This is a genomic window from Mycolicibacterium vaccae NBRC 14118 = CIP 105934, from assembly GCF_001552715.1.
In the GTDB taxonomy this organism is placed as follows: domain Bacteria; phylum Actinomycetota; class Actinomycetes; order Mycobacteriales; family Mycobacteriaceae; genus Mycobacterium; species Mycobacterium vaccae.
Genome location: NZ_BCRS01000044.1, coordinates 1 through 17,486 on the forward strand (window position 1 = coordinate 1; position 17,486 = coordinate 17,486).

A 17,486-nucleotide genomic window follows, 5' to 3' on the forward strand; every position below is an offset into this window, starting at 1 on the left:
GCCCGCCAGCCGGCCCGCGCCGCGCCGCGCCGCCGATCCCGGCATCGAGGCGCTGCGCGCCGAGCTGCGCGCACTGGTGGCCGAAGAACTCGCACAACTGATCAAGAGGTGACCCGTGGCTGAACTGCGTTCGTTCATCTTCATCGACCGGCTTCAGCCGCAGACGATGTCGTATCTGGGCACCTGGATCAAGGGCGCGTTGCCCCGCGCCGGAATGGCCGCACAGATCATCGAGGTGGCCCCGGGCCTGGACATCGAGGGTGTCACCGACGTGGCACTCAAGCACGCCGAGGTGCAGGCCGGGATACTCGTGGTGGAACGGCAGTTCGGCTACCTCGAGTTCCACGGGGACACCGCCAACGTCGAAGCCGCCGCCGACGCCGCGCTCGCCGAACTGGGCGGAGACACCGGCTCGGCGACCGCACCTCAGATCCTCGCCTCACGGATCATCTCCAGCATCGACCAGCAGCATGCGTTTCTGATCAACCGCAACAAGATCGGCTCCATGGTGCTGGCCGGCGAGACCTTGTACGTGCTGGAGGTGTCTCCGGCGTCGTACGCGATCCTGGCCACCAACGAGGCCGAGAAGGCCGCCGACGTGAAAGTCGTCGACTTCCGGATGATCGGTGCGACCGGCCGCGTTTACCTGTCCGGAAGCGAGTCCGACATCCGCCAGGCCGCATCCGCGGCCGAGGAGGCGCTCGCCCGGAGCGTGCGGTGAGCATCGATCGCGACACGCTGCGCCAACTCGTCCGGGAGGTGATTCGTGAGAGCGTCGGCGACCTGCTGTCCGAAGCTCGCCCGGCGCCCCCGAAACCGGTGCCCCCGCCGCCCGCGGTCACGCCGGCCACGGTCCCCGACGGTCCCGTCGCCACCGGGCCATTGGCCGCCGACGAACGGTCACGGGTGGACGCCGTCCGCATCGCCAACGATCGCGACCTCGACGTGTTCGTCCGAAACCTGCTGCAGCTCTTCGAGAACCCGAAAACCCGTGCCGACCTCCGGCACGGCCGGCTGTCGTTCCGACTCGCCGGAAACGAGCGCGGCGCAGCGGGCAGCACCCGGCGCGTCGAACGGGGCGCGGTCACCGAACGGCAGATCGCCGAGATCGCCGCCGCCGGCTCATCCCTGGTCCTCGGCCCCCGCGCCGTGCTGACCCCGCTGGCCCGCGAGCGCGCCCGCGCGCTGGGCGTGACGATCCACAAGGAGCGAAAATGATCCGTGGCACGGTCATCGGCCAGGTCTGGTCGACCCGCCGCATCGACGGCATTCCGGCCGGCGCCTTCCTGGAAGTCGAGGTCGACGGTTCCGGATCCCGGCTGATCGCGTTCGACGTGCTCGGCAGCGGCGTCGGCGAACAGGTGCTCGTCACCCAGGGCTCGGTCGCGGCGAGCTGGTTCACCGGCACCCCGCCACCGGTCGACGCGCTGATCATCGGTTCCATCGATCCCACCGGCTAGCCACACGGCTACCGGTCCGCCCACGTCAGATAACCCCACACAAAGGAGAAACACCATGGCCAGCAACGCGATCGGAATGATCGAGACCAAGGGCTTTGTCGCAGCGCTCGCGGCCGCCGACGCGATGGTCAAGGCCGCCAACGTGACGATCACCGATCGCCAGCAGGTCGGTGACGGGCTGGTTGCGGTCATCGTCACCGGTGAGGTCGGAGCCGTCAAGGCCGCCACCGAGGCCGGCGCCGAAGCCGCCTCGCAGGTCGGCGAACTCGTCAGCGTGCACGTGATCCCGCGGCCGCACAACGAGCTCGGCGCACACTTCTCCGTCGCCGGCCAGTAGTCTCCGGCCGTGGCTTCGCCCAACGCACAGAGCGGGTCCGCGACGGCGTCGCCTGCTCCGGCGCGCACCGACATCCGCGTCTACCTCCTCGTCGAGGATCTGCAGCAGCAGTTCGCCGCCTACCTCGGCACCCCGACCCGGGCGCGCGGCTACCCGCCGTACGCCGGTGAGCATGCGCTCATCGTCGAGGTGTCTCCGGCGTTGGCGATCGAGCGGGTCATCGACCTGGCATTGCGCGAGGTGCCCGGTATCCAACCCGGAATCCTCTACGTCGAGCGGCAATTCGGCGTGCTGGAGATCCACTCGGGCAATCTCGCCGATGTCCGCCGCGCCGGCGAGGCCATACTGAGCGGCACGCAGAGCGCGGCGACCGACCAGCTGCGGCCCCGGGTCCTGTACTACGACGTGATCGAGGACATCACCGATCAGCACGCGGTGATCCTCAACCGCAACCGGCAGGCCTCGATGGTGTTGCCCGGTCAGTCGCTGCTGGTGTACGAGATGACGCCGGCGCTGTTCGCCGCGGTGGCGGCCAACGAGGCCGAGCGCGCAGCGCCCGGACTGACCCTGGTCGACGTGCAGATGATCGGTGCGGCTGGCAGGCTCTACATCAGTGGCAGCACCCAGGATGTGGTGGCGGCGCGCGACCGTATCACCGAGGTGCTGGGAGCGATCGAAGGACGTGACCATTGAGCGCAGACTTCACTGACGACGAGGCCGTTGCAGAGAAGGCCCTGGCGGCGTTCGACCTGCCGCAGGGTTCCGCTCTGCGGCTGCTGAATCTGTCCGAGAACGCGACGTTCGCGGTCGAGGAGCCGGGCAGCGGGCATCAGTCGATCCTGCGGGTGCACCGGCAGGGCTACCACCGCGGCGATCAGATCGAGTCCGAACTGATGTGGCTGGACGCGCTGCGCCGGGACACCGACGTCACGGTGCCGACCGTGATCCCCGCGCACGACGGACGCCGGGTGGTGGCCGTCGAGCATGGGGGCACCCAACGCTACGTCGTGCATTTCGAGATGGTCCCGGGTGCCGAGCCGGACGAGAACACGTTGAGTTCGACGGACTTCCACACGCTGGGATGCATCACCGCGGCATTGCACGACCACTCGCGCGGTTGGCAGCGCCCGGACGGATTCAGCCGGTTCGCGTGGGACTGGGAGCACAGCCTGGGAGGCTCCCCACGGTGGGGGGCCTGGCGAGACGCGGTCGGCGTCGGCGATCACGAAGCCGAGGTGCTGAGCCGGGCCGCCGAGCTGTTGAGCAGCCGCCTCGCCGAATACGGCACCGGGCCGGACACCTTCGGTCTGGTGCATGCCGACCTGCGCCTGGCCAACCTGCTCGTCGATGACGACACCATCACCGTGATCGACTTCGACGACTGCGGATTCGGCTGGTACTTCTATGATTTCGGCACCGCGGTGTCGTTCTTCGAGGACCACCCGTCGGTGCCGGAATGGCAGGAGGCCTGGGTCACCGGGTACCGCACCCGCCGGCAGATGAGCGCCGCCGACGAGGACATGCTGGCCTCGTTCATCCTGCTGCGGAGGCTGCTGCTGCTGGCCTGGATGGGCACGCACAGCCATTCCAAGGAGTCCCAGGCGATCTCTGTGACCTACACCGCGGGCAGCTGCAAGCTCGCCGAGCAGTACCTGACCTCCGACGGTCACCGGCTTTTCTGAACACCTTCCGAAAGGGCTTACCGCTATGTTCAATTCGTTGCAGGGTCGATCGGCCGTCGTCACCGGCGGAAGCAAGGGAATCGGGCGGGGCATCGCCGAGACGTTCGCCAGGGCCGGCGTGAACGTCGTCGTCACCGGCCGCAACCAGGACGACATCGACAGCGCCGTCGCGGATCTGGGCGGGCTGGCCGGAACCGTCACCGGCGTCGCCGCCGACGTCGCCAGCCCCGAGGACTGCCGGCGAGTCGTCGCGACCGCGACCGAACGCAACGGCGGCCTGGACATCCTGTGCGCCAACGCCGGAATATTCCCCTCCGGTCGAATCGAGGAGCTGACCCCCGAGGACATCGAGCAGGTCATCGGCGTGAACTTCAAGGGCACCGTCTACATGGTGCAGGCCGCACTGGACGCGCTGACGGCCAGCGGCCGGGGCCGGGTCGTCATCACCTCCTCGATCACCGGCCCGATCACCGGCTTCCCCGGCTGGTCGCATTACGGCGCAAGCAAGGCCGCGCAGCTGGGCTTCCTGCGCACGGCCGCCATCGAGTTGGCGCCCAAGAAGATCACCGTCAATGCGGTGCTGCCCGGCAACGTGATCACCGAGGGCCTGATCGAGATGGGCCAGACCTACATGGACCAGATGGCGGCCTCGGTGCCTGCCGGCAAGCTCGGTGAGGTCGCCGACATCGGCAACGCCGCGCTGTTCTTCGCCACCGACGAGGCGGCCTACATCACCGGGCAGTCGCTGGTGGTCGACGGCGGTCAGATCCTGCCCGAATCGCCCGAGGCGCTCGCTGACCTCTGACCGGTAGCCTACATTTGGTTATACCAATTCTGTAGGCGAGGAGGTCCGGTGCCGACCCAAACCGAGGATCTGCGGCGCCGGATCGTGGCCGACATCAACGCCGGGGTGCCGGGCACCAAGCTGGGCAGCGAGCGCGAACTCGCCGAGCGGTACCGGACCAGCCGCTCCAGCCTGCGCCAGGTGCTGGCCGCGCTGGAGGAGGCCGGGCTCGTCGACCGGGTGATCGGACGCTCCGGCGGGATCTTCATCAGTCACGCCCAGGTACAGCGCAGCCTCACCGACGTGGTCGGCGTCCCGGCGTTCCTGGCCAGCCAGGGCTATGTCGCCGGCACCCGGGTGCTCTCGACCAGGATCGCCGCGCCCGACGCGACCACCCAGCAGGCGCTGAACATCGGCGCCGACGACTTCGTCATCGAGATCCACCGGGTGCGCCTGGCCGACGGTTCACCGATCTCACTGGAGTTGGCGCAGTTCCCGGCCGAAGCGTTCCCGGGCCTGCTGGAACAGCAGCTGGGTGGCTCCCTCTACGAGATCCTGGAGAGCGAGTACGGCCTGGTCACCGCGCGCGCCGACGAACGCATCGAGGCCGTCAACGCGACGCCGGAAGAGGCCGGTCTGCTGGGCGTGAAACCGAAGTCGGCGCTGCTGCTGATCACCCGCGTCACCTACGACCAGCACGACACCCCGTGCGAGTTCTCCCGCGACCTGTTCCGCGGGGACCGCACCCGGCTCGCGGTCACCGCGCAGGGTCGCGGCGTCGGCGGCACGCCCTCGGTGGCCGCCGCCTCGGTCGCGCTGCAGAGCCAGGCGTGAGAACGCGGGCCCGGTGGTACCGGTGACCGACTCCCCCGGCGCAGGCAGGTTCGCGCCGAGCCCGTCGGCGGACCTGCACATCGGCAACCTGCGCACCGCGGTGCTGGCGTGGCTGTTCGCCCGCTCCACCGGCCGACGGTTCCTGATGCGCGTGGAAGACCTCGACGACCGCACCGACACCGGGATCGCCGAGCGGCAACTGGCCGATCTCGCCGCGATCGGCCTGACCTGGGACGAACCCGCGACCTGGCAGACGCAGCACCGCGAACGCTACGACGCCGTCATCACCGACCTCGCCGAGCGTGGCCTGCTGTTCGAATGCTATTGCAGCAGAAAGGATATCGCTCAGGCACCGCGGGCGCCGCACGCCCCGGAGGGCGCCTACCCGGGGACGTGCCGCGACCTGACCGACGGCGAACGGGAGAAACGCAGGCAGGAAACGGGACGCCCGCCCGCGCTGCGGTTGCGTACCGACACCACCACCTTCACCGTGCACGACGTGCTGCACGGGGACTACACGGGCCTGGTCGACGACTTCGTGGTGCGCCGCGGCGACGGGGTGACCGCCTACAACCTGGCCGTGGTCGTCGACGACGCGGCGTCGGGGATCGACCAGGTGGTGCGCGGCGACGATCTGTTGGCGTCCTCGCCGCGGCAGGGCTACCTCGCCCGGCTGCTCGGCCATCCCGCACCGGTGTATGCGCACGTGCCGCTTGTGCTCAACCCCGCCGGCGCCCGGCTGGCCAAACGCGACGGCGCGGTGACGCTCGCCGAGATCGGCGTGTCCGAAGCCGTCGCGCAGATCGCCGACTCCCTCGGGTACTCCGCGCGCACCGTCGAGGGCATGCTCGACGAATTCGATCCCGCGCGGTTGCCCCGGGCTCCGTGGGTATACCGGGCGGAGTGAGCAGAACCCTTCAGCTGAGGCCTTCGGGTTGCTACGGTCCGCCGATGCGCTACCCACGCAAGATCCTGTTCGCGGTGCTGGCCGCGCTCGCCGTGTTGCTGAGCGCGTGCGGCTCGTCGGGATCCGAGAACGCGGTGCAGTCCAGCGGTGTGCTGCGTGTCGGCACCGAGGGTGTGTACGCGCCGTTCAGCTTCCACGACCCCGCGACCGGCGAGCTCACCGGCTACGACGTCGACGTCGCCCGCGCGGTCGGTGAGAAGCTCGGTGTCGACGTCGAATTCGTCGAGACCCCATGGGATTCGATCTTCGCCGCGCTTGAGGCCGACCGCTTCGACGTCGTCGCCAACCAGGTGACGATCACGCCCGAGCGCGAAGAGAAGTACGACCTGAGCGAGCCGTACTCGATCGGTGAGGGCGTGATCGTCACCCGCGCCGACGACGACTCGATCACCTCGCTGACCGATCTGCGAGGCAGACGCGCCGCGCAGAGCACGACCAGTAACTGGGCGCAGGTGGCCCGCGACGCCGGTGCGCAGATCGAATCGGTGGAAGGCCTCACCCAGGCGATGGCCCTGCTCAGCCAGGGCCGGGTCGACGTGGTGGTCAACGACAGCCTCTCGGTCTACGCCTACCTCGCCGAGACCGGCGACGCGGCGGTGAAGATCGCCGGCACCACCGGCGAGAAGAGCGAGCAGGGCCTGGCCGCGCGGAAGGACAGCGGTCTGCTGCCGGACCTCAACACCGCGATCGAGGAGCTCAAGACCGACGGCACGCTGGCCGCGATCTCGGAGAAGTACCTGCGCACCGACGTATCCGGCGGTGAGGAGGCCCCGCAGGGCCAACCCCGCTCGGCCCTGCGGCTGGTGCTGGACAACCTGTGGCCGCTGGCGAAGGCCGCGCTCACCATGACCATCCCGTTGACGATCATCAGCTTCGCCATCGGCCTGGTCATCGCGCTCGGGGTCGCGCTGGCCCGGCTGTCGCCGAATGTGCTGCTGTCCAACGCCGCCCGCTTCTACATCTCGGTCATCCGCGGCACCCCGCTGCTGGTGCAGCTGTTCATCGTGTTCTTCGCGCTGCCGGAGTTCGGGATCCGGATCGACCCGTTCCCGGCCGCGGTCATCGCGTTCAGCCTCAACGTCGGCGGGTACGCCGCCGAGATCATCCGCTCCGCGATCCAGAGCATCCCGAAAGGACAGTGGGAGGCGGCCGAGACGATCGGCCTGAACTACACCGGTGCGCTGAGACGGATCATCCTGCCCCAGGCCACCCGGGTCGCCGTGCCACCGCTGTCGAACACGCTGATCTCGCTGGTCAAAGACACTTCACTCGCCTCGACGATTCTGGTGACCGAGCTGCTGCGCCAGGCCCAGATCATCGCCGCACCCACCTACGAGTTCTTCGCGCTGTACGGCACGGCGGCGGTCTACTACTGGGTGATCTGCCTGGTGCTGTCGTTCGGGCAGGCGCGGTTCGAGCGCCGATTGGAAAGGTATGTGGCGAGATGACGAGCGCTTGCGCGAGGAATAGACGATGATGACCGAAGACCGGATCGTCGCCCGGGATGTGCGTAAGTCCTTCGGGTCACTCGAAGTGCTCAAGGGGGTTTCCTTCACCGTGCCGCGCGGCACGGCCACCGCGGTCATCGGACCGTCGGGTTCGGGCAAGACCACCCTGCTGCGCACGCTCAACGCGCTCGACGTCGCGGACTCCGGCGTGATCAAGGTCGGCGACGTCGAGATCGACTTCGGTCGGCCGGTGCCCAAGGACGAACTGCGCCGCTACCGCGCACAGAGCGGCTTCGTGTTCCAGTCGCACAATCTGTTCCCGCACAAGACCGTGCTGCAGAACGTCACCGAGGGGCCGATCGTCGCGCAGAAGCGGCCCCGCGAGGAGGTCGAGGCGCAGGCCCTGGAACTGCTCGACCAGGTGGGCCTGCGGGACAAACGGGATCAGTACCCGTTCCAGCTCTCGGGCGGGCAGCAGCAGCGGGTCGGGATCGCCCGTGCGCTGGCGCTCACGCCGAAGGTGGTGCTGTTCGACGAGCCGACCTCGGCGCTGGACCCCGAACTCGTCGGCGAGGTCCTCGGCGTCATCCGGGATCTGGCCCTCGAGGGCTGGACGCTGGTGGTGGTCACCCACGAGATCCAGTTCGCCCGTCAGGTTTCCGAGCAGGTGCTGTTCCTCGACCAGGGCGTGATCCTCGAGCAGGGCCCGCCGGCGGCGGTGCTGGGCGACCCGAAGGAGGAACGGACGCGCCAGTTCCTGAAGCGCATCCTCAACCCGCTGTAGCCGCCGCCGTGAGACAGTGTCGGGCATGGCACGCCACGAGGCCGATGTCCTCATCGTCGGGGCAGGGCTGTCCGGGCTGATCGCCGCGCGCAGCGTCCTGGCCGCGGGACTGACCCCGCTGATCCTGGAGGCGGACAACCGGATCGGTGGGCGCATCCTCACCGAGGATCTGGCCGGGCTGCCGGTGGACCTCGGCGCCCAGTGGATCGGCGACACCCACCACCGGATGTTCGCGCTCGCCGCCGAACTCGGGGTGCCCACCTATCCGCAGTTCGACGACGGTGAGACCACCTACGAGTTCGCCGGTACGGGTGTGCTGCGCGGCAACGAGTTTCACGACAGGTTCGCCGCCGAGCTGGCCGAACTGGCCACGGTGCTGCGCCGGCTCGACGAACTGGCCGCACAGGTCGACCCGGCATCGCCGTGGGCGGCGCCGCAGGCCGCCGAATGGGACGCCGTCACCGCCGGCGCCTGGTACGACGCGCAGGGACTGTCCACGGTGGCCCGCACGCTGCTGGAGATCTGCACCGTCGGGATCCTGGCCGTCCCCACCGTCGAGGTGTCGTTCCTGCACCTGCTCTTCACGATCCAGACCTGCGGGGTGACCTCGGAGCTGTTCGCCGAGTCCGAGGGCGGCGCCCAGACCACCCGGTTCGTCGGCGGCACCGCCGAGATCCCGAAACGGTTGGCGGCGATGCTGTCCGGGCATCTGGTGCTCGACGCGCCGGTGCAGCTCATCGAGCACGGACCCGACCGCGTCGCCGTGCACTGCCGCGGTGGACAGGTCGCTCACGGCCGGCGCGTGATCGTCGCGGTGTCCCCGATGCTCGCGGGACGGATCATGTACGACCCGCCGCTGCCGGGCGACCGCGACCAGCTGACCCAGCGCATGCCGAACTCGTCGGCGATGAAGGCGTTCTTCGTCTACGACGAGCCGTTCTGGCGCGCCGACGGTTTGAACGGCCAACTCATCTCCGATGTAGGTCCGGCCCGGATGTCCAACGACACCTGTGTCCCCGGCGACGACCGCGGCGTCATCCTGCTGTTCCTCGAAGGCGAGCAGGCCCGCGTCCACACCCGGTGGTCGGCCGAGGAGCGACGCGCGGCGCTGACGCACGAACTGGTACGCCATTTCGGGCCGCGCGCCGCCCACCCGGCGCACTACGTCGACGGCGAGTGGAGCGATCGGCAGTGGACCCGCGGCTGCTACAACGCCAACTGCGGGCCGCTGGTGTGGACCTCCTACGGGCCTGCGCTGACCCCGCCGATCGGCCCGGTCCACTGGGCCTCGACCGACACCGCCACCGAGTGGAGCGCCTACATGGAGGGCGCGGTGCAGGCCGGTGAGCGGGCGGCCGCCGAGGTCATCGCGGCGCTGGCGAATTAGGCGCTATTTCAACGCAATCGGCAGCGATGACATGCCGCGCAGCGTCACGTTCTGCTTGTAAACAGGCTCGGCGGCCAGCGTGGCATTCGGGAAGCGTGACGTCAGCGCGGTGAGCGCGACGGTGGCTTCCAGCCGGGCCAGCGGTGCGCCGATGCAGAAGTGCGGGCCCTTGCCGAAGCCGAGATGGCGGATCACGGGCCGGTCGGGGTCGAACTCGTCGGGCCGCTCGACCGCACCGGGGTCGCGGTGCGCCGCGGCGGTCAGCAGCAGCATGTTGTCGCCCTTCGGGACCGTGACGCCGCCGGTGACTTCTCCCCCGTCGTTTCGCGCGCCCCCGATCGTCATGTCCTCGCCGGCGATCCGGCCGACCAGCTGCACCGGCGGGTCGTAGCGCAGGGTCTCCTCGATCACCGCGCCGGCCCGGTCCGGATCGGCGGCCAGCGCGGTCCACTGGCCGTCGTTGCGCAGCAGCGCCAGCGCGGCGTTGGCGATCAGGTTGACCGTCGTCTCGTGTCCGGCCACCAGCAGCAGGTTGCAGGTCGCGACGATCTCGTCCTCGGTGAGCTGATCGCCGGACTCCTCCACGTGGATCAGCCCGGACATCAGGTCGTCGCCGGGATCGCGGCGACGACGAGAGATCAACGCGCGCAAATAATCCCGCAGCCAGAGCCCGGCCTGCATACGCTCCTCGAAGCCGTCGCCGGCCGAACCGGTCACGGTGATGAACGGATCCAGCGACTGAGCCAGCAGCGCCGAGGCCGCGCTGAACTCCGGCTCGTCCTCCAGCGGCACCCCGAGCAGCCGGCAGATCACCGCGACCGGAAGTGGGTAGGCCAGACCCTCGATCGCCTCGAACGGTCCCGAGGCGCCTGCCGCATCGTCCAGCAGCCCGTCGACCAGGGCGACGATGTCGGGCTCGAGCGCCTTGACGACCTTGGGCACGAACGCCTTGCTGACCAGGCGCCGCAACCGGGTGTGATCGGGCGGATCCAGGAACAGGAAGCCCGGCGGCCCGAACGGGCGCTCCTCGGCACCGTCGGCGATCGCACGCTGGGCCACCGTGGACTTCAGCCGGTCGCTCGCCGAATCCGGGTGGCGCAGCACCTCGTCGCAGTCGGCGTAGGACGAGAACACCGTCAGGTTGTTGGCAGGCAGATGCATCGGCCCGTGCGCGCGGATCCGGCCGTAGACCGGGTACGGATCGGCGCGGCGGTCGGGGGCGAGCATCTCCAGCAGCAGCGACTGCGACGTCATGCCCTTATTGTGCACACGTTCAAAAGCGTGCAGGTAAGGCTGCGCGAGATTGCGTTCAGTGCGGCCAGGATGGCGAGAACGCCGCGTGGAATGCGGTTTCGGCGGGGTCAGGCGTTCGCGTAGTAGCGGCCCAGCACGTGCTCGCGCAGATCGCCGAACCGGCCCTCGGGGATCGACGCCCGGATCTGGTCGACGAGCCGGACGATGAACCGCTCGTTGTGGATCGTGCACAACGTCGCCGACAACATCTCCTTGGCCTTGAACAGGTGATGCAGATAGGCCCGGGTGTAGTGCGCGCAGGTGTAGCAGTCGCACTCGGGGTCGATCGGGGTGAAGTCGCGCCGGTAGCGCGCCCCGGTGATGTTGAAACGCCCGTCGGCCGAGTACACCGCGGCGTTGCGGGCCACCCGCGACGGCGACACGCAGTCGAACGTGTCGGCGCCGGCCTCCACCGCGGCGAACAGGTCGTCGGGCTCGCTGATGCCGAGCAGGTGGCGGGGCTTGTCGTCGGGCAGCTCGCTGCTGACCCAGCCCACGATCGTGGCCAGGTTCTGCTTCTCCAACGCGCCGCCGATGCCGTACCCGTCGAACCCGCGGCCGTCCTCGTCCACGATCTGCGTCAACCCGCGCGCGGCCTGCCTGCGCAGGTCCTCGTACTGGGCGCCCTGCACCACCCCGAACAACGCCTGCGGCGGCTTGTGCGCACGCACCGCGGACAGCCGGCGGTGCTCGGCCAGGCACCGCACCGCCCACTCGTGGGTGCGCTGCACCGAGCGTTCCTGGTAGTCGCGGGTGTTGACCAGCGTGGTCAGTTCGTCGAACGCGAAGATGATGTCGGCGCCGAGCTGATGCTGGATGCCGATCGAAACCTCCGGGGTGAACCGGTGGATGGACCCGTTCAGATGCGACCGGAAGGTCACCCCGTCGTCGTCGACGTGGGCCAGCCGCTCCTTGCCCTCGGCGATCACGTCGTCGGCCTGGACCCGCGCGGTGTCCATCGCCAGCACCTTCTTGAAGCCCACGCCCAGCGACATCACCTGGAAGCCGCCGCTGTCGGTGAACGTCGGGCCCGGCCAGTTCATGAACGCGCCCAGCCCGCCGGCCTCGTCGACGACGTCGGGACCCGGCTGCAGGTAGAGGTGATAGGCGTTGGCCAGGACAGCCTGGGCGCCAAGCTGTTTCATCGTCTCGGGCAGCACCGCCTTGACGGTGGCCTGGGTGCCGACGGCGATGAACGCCGGAGTCTGGATGTCTCCGTGCGGTGTCCGGATGACGCCGGCGCGGCCCGGCCCGCCGGGCAGGTCGGCGGTCACCGAGAAGAAGGGATCAGCGCGTTGGGGGTCAGGCACGCCGTAGATTCTGCACTGTGCTGACACGCAGGGCTCTGGGCGCCGTACTGAGTTCGACCCTCCTGACGGTCCCGGTCCTCGCCGGGTGCTCGTCGCCGACGCCGGAATACCAGCCCCCGCCCGGGGCGCTGGTGGCGGGAACCGCGCAGGTGACGGTCAACGGCCGGGACGCCGGCACCACCGACTCGGTGCAGTGCGACCCGGCCGGGACGCTGATGATGGTGAGCACCGGCGACCCGCACGACCCCGAGTCCTCCGGCATCTCGGCGACGATCTCCAACGAGGACGGACTCGTCGTCCGCGAGGTCGGGATCCGCGACCTCGGCGGTTTCACCGGCAGCTACAACCAGGGCCTCGGCGGCGACGCGGAGGTGACGATGACCGGCCGCACCTACGACATCCGGGGCACCGCCGACGGCTTCCACACCGAAAACCCCAGCTTCCGCACCACAGGCGACTTCCAGATAAAGGTCGCGTGCTGAGCCTGCACCCCCAAAAGTGACGTGTGGACTGCGGTTCTGTGGCCATACTGCTCGAGACGATCCGCCGGTCTCGGCGAATCGCACGATACGAAGGAGAACCGTGATGAAGCGCGAAATCCTCGTCGCCGTGGGCGGCGCAGCGATCGTCATGGCCGGTCTGTCGGGCTGCGGATCGGATAAGTCGGACACCTCGGGAGAGACGTCGCAGGCCGCGGCGGCCGAGGGCCGCAGTACCGTCACCATCGACGGTGCCGACCAGGAGGTGCAGGGCACCGTCGTGTGCTCCGACATGGGCGGCAACACCAACATCGCGATCGGCGACGCGACCACCGGGATCGGCGCGGTCGTCAGCACCGGCGACGAACCCACCGTCGTGTCGGTCGGCCTGGGCAACGTCAACGGGGTGACCCTCGGCTTCCAGAGCGGGGCCGGCCAGGGCGAGGCCGCCGCCGAGAAGGACGGCCAGACCTACAAGATCTCGGGCACCGCGACCGGCGTCGACATGGCCAACCCGATGCAGCCGGTGAACAAGCCGTTCGAGATCGAGGTGACCTGCCCGTAGTCAGTTACCGGTGTAACCGGCGGCGGACTGCCGCAACTGCCAGATCTGCGCGGGGCAGAGCTCGTTGACGGCCTGATTGATGAGGTAACCCGCCTGGTAGTAGTCGGTGGTGTGAAAGTCGGCTTTCACCTGGTTCACCAGTTCGGCGTAGCCCATCGTGGCCGCGACGCGGTCACAGATGGTCTGCCCGTACCCGATGGCGGCGTCGGCGTTCGGGAAGTTGTAGCCGGGCCGGACGTGCACGTTGACCAGATAGGCGACGACGTCGGCGTTCGCCGTCGGCGCCGCAGCCACCACGGCGAAGGGCAGCAGGCCCGCCGACAACACCCCGATCAGCGTTTTCATAGGTCCTGACCTTACCCACGCCCGCCTACCCCGCCGGCAAATGCCCACAAGCCTGCCCGCGAGCACGGCACCTCCACTTAGGGTGTAGCCCATGAAGTGGATGGCTGCGTGGGCAATCGCCGGTGTCCTGGCCGCGCCGTTGACGGTGGCGGTCGCCGGACCCGCTTCGGCCACACCGAGCACCTGTGACGGCGCCGGCTGTGTCCCGTTCGTGGACCACGACGCGCGACTGGGTGAGCGGTGCAACCAGAAGACGCGTTACAACTTCGGGCTCGACGGCTCCGGCAACACGCTGGCGTGCAGCTCGAAGAGCCAGTGGGTGTCCTTCCCGCCGCTGGTCGGGGTGCGCACGCTGCGTTCGGTGTGCGGCGACGCGACGGGTGTGGCGCAGAGCCCCGACGGGGTGCCGCTCAAGTGCGACCGGGGCGCCTGGTCCGCTGATTACTGGGTGATGTTCTACGGCTGACGGTGCCCGAAACCGCTGCCGCTGCGGATCAGCGGCAGCGTCGCGCTCGTCGCGAAACCCGGCGGCGCCTGGCACACCGCGGGCACCGCGTTGAGCACCTGCATCGCGGTCGCCACGTTCGCCGACCGCACATGTTCCTCCATGCTCGCGGCCCGGCTGAAGCTCGCCAACGAGACGAAGTGCGTCTGCATCGACGGATCCCCCTCGATGGTCAGCGTCCAGCCGTGCCTGGGCTTGGGCCAGTGGCCCGGGTATTCGTTGCCCACCGTCCAGAGCGTCTCGATCTCGACGAGCACCTGCCCGTCGCGGCGTCCGCTCCACACCCAGCGCTGACCGGACGTGGTCCCGGCCCGCAGCAGGTGCTCGAAGATCTGGTGGTCCTGCTGTGCGGCAACGGCTTCCACGGACACCGTGACCTCGTCGAGGTCGGCGGCGAGCGCGTCGCCGAGGAACCAGACCTGCTCGCTGAAGATCGAGCTGTTGAACGCCAGGAAGTCGGTCGCGGTCGGACTGATCGCCGTCACCGGTTGGCCGAAGGCCATGTTGTCGAACGTGATCCCGGTGCTCTCGTACACCGACCAGTCGGCCCGCTCCTGCAGGGCGATCTTCTCGATCCTGCGGCTCATGCCCGACAACGCCAACGGCAGCACCCCGGACAGATTGCCGGGGTTGATGCCGCTGCCGTGCACCGAGCTTCGGCCCCGTTCGCATGCGGCAAGCACCCGGTCGCGGTCGGTCGGGTCCATCCGCCTGGGATGGAACATGAACGCCGTGGTGGCCACGTTCTTCCCGCTGGCCAGCAGCGCGCACACATCGTCGACGTGCGCGGTACGGGGCGTGTAGAGCACGCAGTCGGCGTCCAGGGCGAGGATCGCGTCGACGTCGGTCGTGGCGGTCACCCCGACCGGCGCGCGGCCGAGCAGCTCCCCCAGATCGGCGCCGTCCTTGTCAGCGGAGTACACCCGCGCGCCGACCAGCTCGATGTCGTCCCGGCCATCGAGGATGGCGGTCATCATTTCCGACCCGACAGCGCCTGTGCCCCACTGAATCACCCGATACACAGCCGGACCGTAGCAGGATGGGCGCCGTGACCAACCGCGTTCAAGAGCTGTTCGGCGTGCAGTTCCCCGTCGTGCAGGCGCCCATGACCTACATCGCGCGGGCGGAGCTGGCCGCAGCGGTATCCGAGGGCGGTGGCCTCGGCATGATCGAGACGCTGACCCCCGAGGGCCGCGCGGACCTGCTGCGGGTGCGCGATCTCACCGACCGCCCGGTAGCGGCGAACCTGATGATCCAGGGCTGGAAGCGCGACCCGTCGATCGTCGACGTGCTGGCCGCCGCCCGGGTGCGACACGTGTTCACCTCCGCAGGCGACCCGGCCCTGTTCACCGCCCGATTGCACGAGGCGGGGATGACCGTGGTGCACGTCGTCGGATCCCTCAAGGGCGCGCTGAAGGCCGCCGACGCCGGGGTCGACGCCCTGGTCGTCGAAGGGGTGGAGGGCGGCGGATTCAAGTCCGCGCTGGGCGCGTCGACGATGGTGCTGCTGCCGCTGATCGCCGAGCGGGTGGACCTCCCGCTCATCTGCGCAGGTGGCATGTGCGACGCCCGCTCCGGAGCGGCCGCCGTGGTGCTGGGCGCCGAGGGGGTGCAGATGGGCACCCGGATGCTGGCCAGCGTGGAGGCCGCGGTGCACGCCAACTTCAAGGATGCGATCGTCGCGGCCGACGACGCCGGGACGGTGCTGCTCGACGTCCCGGGCAATCCGACGATGCGGGTGCTGCGCACCGGGCTGGCGTCGCGGATCGACGAGCATCCCGCCGACGCGCAATTGCTGGGCCGGATCACCGACCTGTACTTCGGTGGCGACCTGGAGGCCAGCGTGGCCAACACCGGGCAGGTGTCCTCGCGGATCACCGACCTGCAGCCCGTCGCCGACATCGTGCGACGCACCTGGGGCGACATCGAAGGGGTGCTCGACGCCGCGCGCGATCGGCTCGGTTGAGTGCCGCGCTGACGGGGCACTCTCCCCGGTATGGATGGCGACTACGACGACCCGGGTCCCGACGACACGCTGAGCCCCAGTGAATCCCTGGACTCCGACGAGGTCCGCAACGACGACGGCGACATCGTCGTCGACCCGCCCGAGCAGTGGATCGACGCCGAGGTCGACGAGACGCTCGACGAGAAACTCGCCGCCGAGGTCCCCGACGTGACGCCGGCGGGCAGCCCGCCGGACGAACGGCCCACCCGCCACACGGGCGGCCAGATCGACGGCACCCCCGAAGACGGGGAATCGTTCTTCACCGTCGTCGACGACGACGAGAAGGAAGTGGTTCCCGGAGATGACGAGGCCGACCGCATCATCGAGGACTGACGTGGCCGCATGGCCGCGAAACAGATTCTGTGCTTTGGTGATTCGCTGACCTGGGGATGGGTTCGTAGCCGACGGGATGCCCACCGAACGCTATCCGCGCCAGACGCGGTGGACCGGTGTGCCGGCCGACGGCGAGGACGGCATCCACTTCACCGAGCAGAACAATCTGGCGCTCGGTGAGGCGTTGCGCGACCCGGTCCTCAGGCTCGTATAACGACCGGGCCGAGGGCTTCGTAACGTCGCGCCTCCTCGGCGCCGAGCTCCTGGCCGGTGACGATCGCCTCGAAGTCACCGATGCGGGCGAACCGGCAGAAGCTGCTCTCGCCGAACTTCGAGTGCGCGGCCACCAGCACCGGCCTGCGGGCCACCCGCACCGCGGTGCCCTTCACCGCGGCGACCGCGGGGTCCGGCGTGGTCAGGCCGTGGTCGAGGGAAATCCCGTTGGTGCCAAGGTAAGCCACGTCGATCACCAGGCTGTTCAGCATGTCGACCGCCCAGTGGTCCACGGTGGCCAGCGTCCTGCCCCGCATTCGTCCGCCGAGCAGCAGCACGGTGACGGAGCGACTGTGCGCGAGCGCCTCGGCAGCCAACAGTGAGGACGTCACCACCGTCAGCTCCTGCTCGGCCAGCCGTTCGGCGATCAGCCGTGGGGTGAAACCCTCGTCCAGATAGACGGTTTCGGCGCCGTGCAGCAGATCGGTGGCAGCAGCGGCGATACGGTGCTTCTGGGCCAGATCGACCTGACTTCGGTACTCGACGCCGGACTCGAACGCGGCGGTCTCCAACGGGACCGCGCCGCCGTGCACCCGCTTGAGCAGGCGGCGGCCCGCCAGCACCTTCAGGTCGCGACGGATCGTCTCGCTGGCGACGTCCAGTTCGGTCGCGAGCGAGACGACGTCCACCCGCCCACGGGTGCGGGCGAATTCGACGATCCGGCTCTGGCGGGTCTCGGAATCCACCTGCGTCAG

At 69.2% G+C, this 17,486-nt stretch carries 23 protein-coding genes; 18 read left to right on the forward strand and 5 right to left on the reverse strand.

Going from position 1 to position 17,486, the window contains the following annotated elements; genetic code table 11:
* Positions 1-115: 115 nt before the first annotated feature.
* Genes MVA01S_RS10730 through MVA01S_RS10790 form a run of 12 tightly spaced genes read left to right on the forward strand, consistent with a single transcriptional unit; the run spans position 116 to position 9,683 of the window.
* Positions 116-721: a BMC domain-containing protein gene (locus MVA01S_RS10730; RefSeq protein ID WP_003931208.1), complete on the forward strand. Its 606-nt coding sequence runs from the start codon at positions 116-118 to the stop codon at positions 719-721.
* On the forward strand, positions 718-1,218 hold the full coding sequence (locus MVA01S_RS10735) for a hypothetical protein (protein ID WP_003931209.1): 501 nt from the start codon (positions 718-720) through the stop codon (positions 1,216-1,218). Before MVA01S_RS10730 ends, MVA01S_RS10735 begins: the two co-directional genes overlap by 4 nt.
* Positions 1,215-1,460: a EutN/CcmL family microcompartment protein gene (locus tag MVA01S_RS10740; RefSeq protein WP_003931210.1), complete on the forward strand. Its 246-nt coding sequence runs from the start codon at positions 1,215-1,217 to the stop codon at positions 1,458-1,460. Before MVA01S_RS10735 ends, MVA01S_RS10740 begins: the two co-directional genes overlap by 4 nt.
* Positions 1,461-1,515: 55 nt before the next feature.
* Positions 1,516-1,797: a BMC domain-containing protein gene (locus MVA01S_RS10745; protein WP_003931211.1), complete on the forward strand. Its 282-nt coding sequence runs from the start codon at positions 1,516-1,518 to the stop codon at positions 1,795-1,797.
* A gap of 9 nt (positions 1,798-1,806) precedes the next feature.
* Positions 1,807-2,490, forward strand: a complete 684-nt coding sequence (locus MVA01S_RS10750; RefSeq protein WP_003931212.1) for a hypothetical protein — start codon at positions 1,807-1,809, stop codon at positions 2,488-2,490.
* Positions 2,487-3,479, forward strand: coding sequence for a phosphotransferase enzyme family protein (locus MVA01S_RS10755; protein ID WP_003931213.1), 993 nt, complete (start codon positions 2,487-2,489; stop codon positions 3,477-3,479). Before MVA01S_RS10750 ends, MVA01S_RS10755 begins: the two co-directional genes overlap by 4 nt.
* A gap of 25 nt (positions 3,480-3,504) precedes the next feature.
* Positions 3,505-4,284, forward strand: a complete 780-nt coding sequence (gene fabG, locus MVA01S_RS10760) for a 3-oxoacyl-ACP reductase FabG (protein ID WP_003931214.1) — start codon at positions 3,505-3,507, stop codon at positions 4,282-4,284.
* A gap of 48 nt (positions 4,285-4,332) precedes the next feature.
* Entirely contained in the window at positions 4,333-5,097 is a 765-nt protein-coding gene (locus tag MVA01S_RS10765) for a GntR family transcriptional regulator (protein WP_003931215.1), read from the forward strand.
* A gap of 13 nt (positions 5,098-5,110) precedes the next feature.
* The gene (gene gluQRS, locus MVA01S_RS10770; RefSeq protein ID WP_003931216.1) at positions 5,111-6,004 is read left to right on the forward strand and encodes a tRNA glutamyl-Q(34) synthetase GluQRS; all 894 of its coding nucleotides are present in this window, start codon (positions 5,111-5,113) and stop codon (positions 6,002-6,004) included.
* Positions 6,005-6,048: 44 nt separating this feature from the next.
* On the forward strand, positions 6,049-7,512 hold the full coding sequence (locus tag MVA01S_RS30410) for an ABC transporter permease subunit (protein ID WP_003931217.1): 1,464 nt from the start codon (positions 6,049-6,051) through the stop codon (positions 7,510-7,512).
* Positions 7,513-7,540: 28 nt separating this feature from the next.
* Positions 7,541-8,296: an amino acid ABC transporter ATP-binding protein gene (locus MVA01S_RS10785; protein ID WP_040541821.1), complete on the forward strand. Its 756-nt coding sequence runs from the start codon at positions 7,541-7,543 to the stop codon at positions 8,294-8,296.
* 25 nt (positions 8,297-8,321) lie between these two features.
* Positions 8,322-9,683: a flavin monoamine oxidase family protein gene (locus MVA01S_RS10790; protein ID WP_003931219.1), complete on the forward strand. Its 1,362-nt coding sequence runs from the start codon at positions 8,322-8,324 to the stop codon at positions 9,681-9,683.
* A 3-nt stretch (positions 9,684-9,686) separates the two neighbouring features.
* Here MVA01S_RS10790 and MVA01S_RS10795 read toward each other — a convergent pair whose 3' ends face one another.
* Together MVA01S_RS10795 and tgt are read right to left on the reverse strand one after the other, a co-directional pair.
* A complete protein-coding gene (locus MVA01S_RS10795; protein ID WP_003931220.1) occupies positions 9,687-10,937 on the reverse strand; it encodes a cytochrome P450 in 1,251 nt (416 codons plus the stop codon).
* 107 nt (positions 10,938-11,044) lie between these two features.
* Positions 11,045-12,250, reverse strand: a complete 1,206-nt coding sequence (gene tgt, locus MVA01S_RS10800) for a tRNA guanosine(34) transglycosylase Tgt (protein WP_003931221.1) — start codon at positions 12,248-12,250, stop codon at positions 11,045-11,047.
* 53 nt (positions 12,251-12,303) lie between these two features.
* On the opposite strand from tgt, the gene MVA01S_RS10805 reads away from it, so the two are divergent.
* Together MVA01S_RS10805 and MVA01S_RS10810 are read left to right on the forward strand one after the other, a co-directional pair.
* A complete protein-coding gene (locus tag MVA01S_RS10805) occupies positions 12,304-12,768 on the forward strand; it encodes a lipoprotein LpqH (RefSeq protein WP_003931222.1) in 465 nt (154 codons plus the stop codon).
* A 103-nt stretch (positions 12,769-12,871) separates the two neighbouring features.
* On the forward strand, positions 12,872-13,330 hold the full coding sequence (locus MVA01S_RS10810; protein ID WP_003931223.1) for a lipoprotein LpqH: 459 nt from the start codon (positions 12,872-12,874) through the stop codon (positions 13,328-13,330).
* Here the strand turns inward: MVA01S_RS10810 and MVA01S_RS10815 are convergent, their stop codons facing one another.
* A complete protein-coding gene (locus tag MVA01S_RS10815) occupies positions 13,331-13,675 on the reverse strand; it encodes a DUF732 domain-containing protein (RefSeq protein ID WP_003931224.1) in 345 nt (114 codons plus the stop codon). It abuts the gene before it with no gap.
* A gap of 91 nt (positions 13,676-13,766) precedes the next feature.
* On the opposite strand from MVA01S_RS10815, the gene MVA01S_RS10820 reads away from it, so the two are divergent.
* Positions 13,767-14,141 (forward strand): hypothetical protein, encoded by a 375-nt coding sequence (locus MVA01S_RS10820; RefSeq protein ID WP_040541682.1) that lies wholly within the window; start codon positions 13,767-13,769, stop codon positions 14,139-14,141.
* On the opposite strand, the gene MVA01S_RS10825 is transcribed toward MVA01S_RS10820, so the two are convergent.
* Entirely contained in the window at positions 14,132-15,157 is a 1,026-nt protein-coding gene (locus tag MVA01S_RS10825) for an NAD(P)H-dependent amine dehydrogenase family protein (RefSeq protein WP_003931226.1), read from the reverse strand. The genes MVA01S_RS10820 and MVA01S_RS10825 overlap by 10 nt on opposite strands.
* Positions 15,158-15,228: 71 nt before the next feature.
* Between MVA01S_RS10825 and MVA01S_RS10830 the strand changes: the two genes are divergently transcribed.
* The 3 genes from MVA01S_RS10830 to MVA01S_RS31970 all read left to right on the forward strand — a co-directional run bounded on the left by MVA01S_RS10830 (position 15,229) and on the right by MVA01S_RS31970 (position 16,732).
* Positions 15,229-16,146, forward strand: a complete 918-nt coding sequence (locus MVA01S_RS10830) for an NAD(P)H-dependent flavin oxidoreductase (protein ID WP_040541823.1) — start codon at positions 15,229-15,231, stop codon at positions 16,144-16,146.
* A gap of 30 nt (positions 16,147-16,176) precedes the next feature.
* Entirely contained in the window at positions 16,177-16,518 is a 342-nt protein-coding gene (locus tag MVA01S_RS10835) for a hypothetical protein (protein WP_003931228.1), read from the forward strand.
* 76 nt (positions 16,519-16,594) lie between these two features.
* The gene (locus tag MVA01S_RS31970; RefSeq protein ID WP_003931229.1) at positions 16,595-16,732 is read left to right on the forward strand and encodes a hypothetical protein; all 138 of its coding nucleotides are present in this window, start codon (positions 16,595-16,597) and stop codon (positions 16,730-16,732) included.
* Here MVA01S_RS31970 and MVA01S_RS10840 read toward each other — a convergent pair.
* Complete coding sequence (locus MVA01S_RS10840) at positions 16,719-17,477, reverse strand: DeoR/GlpR family DNA-binding transcription regulator (RefSeq protein ID WP_003931230.1); 759 nt, start codon at positions 17,475-17,477, stop codon at positions 16,719-16,721. The genes MVA01S_RS31970 and MVA01S_RS10840 overlap by 14 nt on opposite strands.
* Positions 17,478-17,486: the final 9 nt, after the last annotated feature.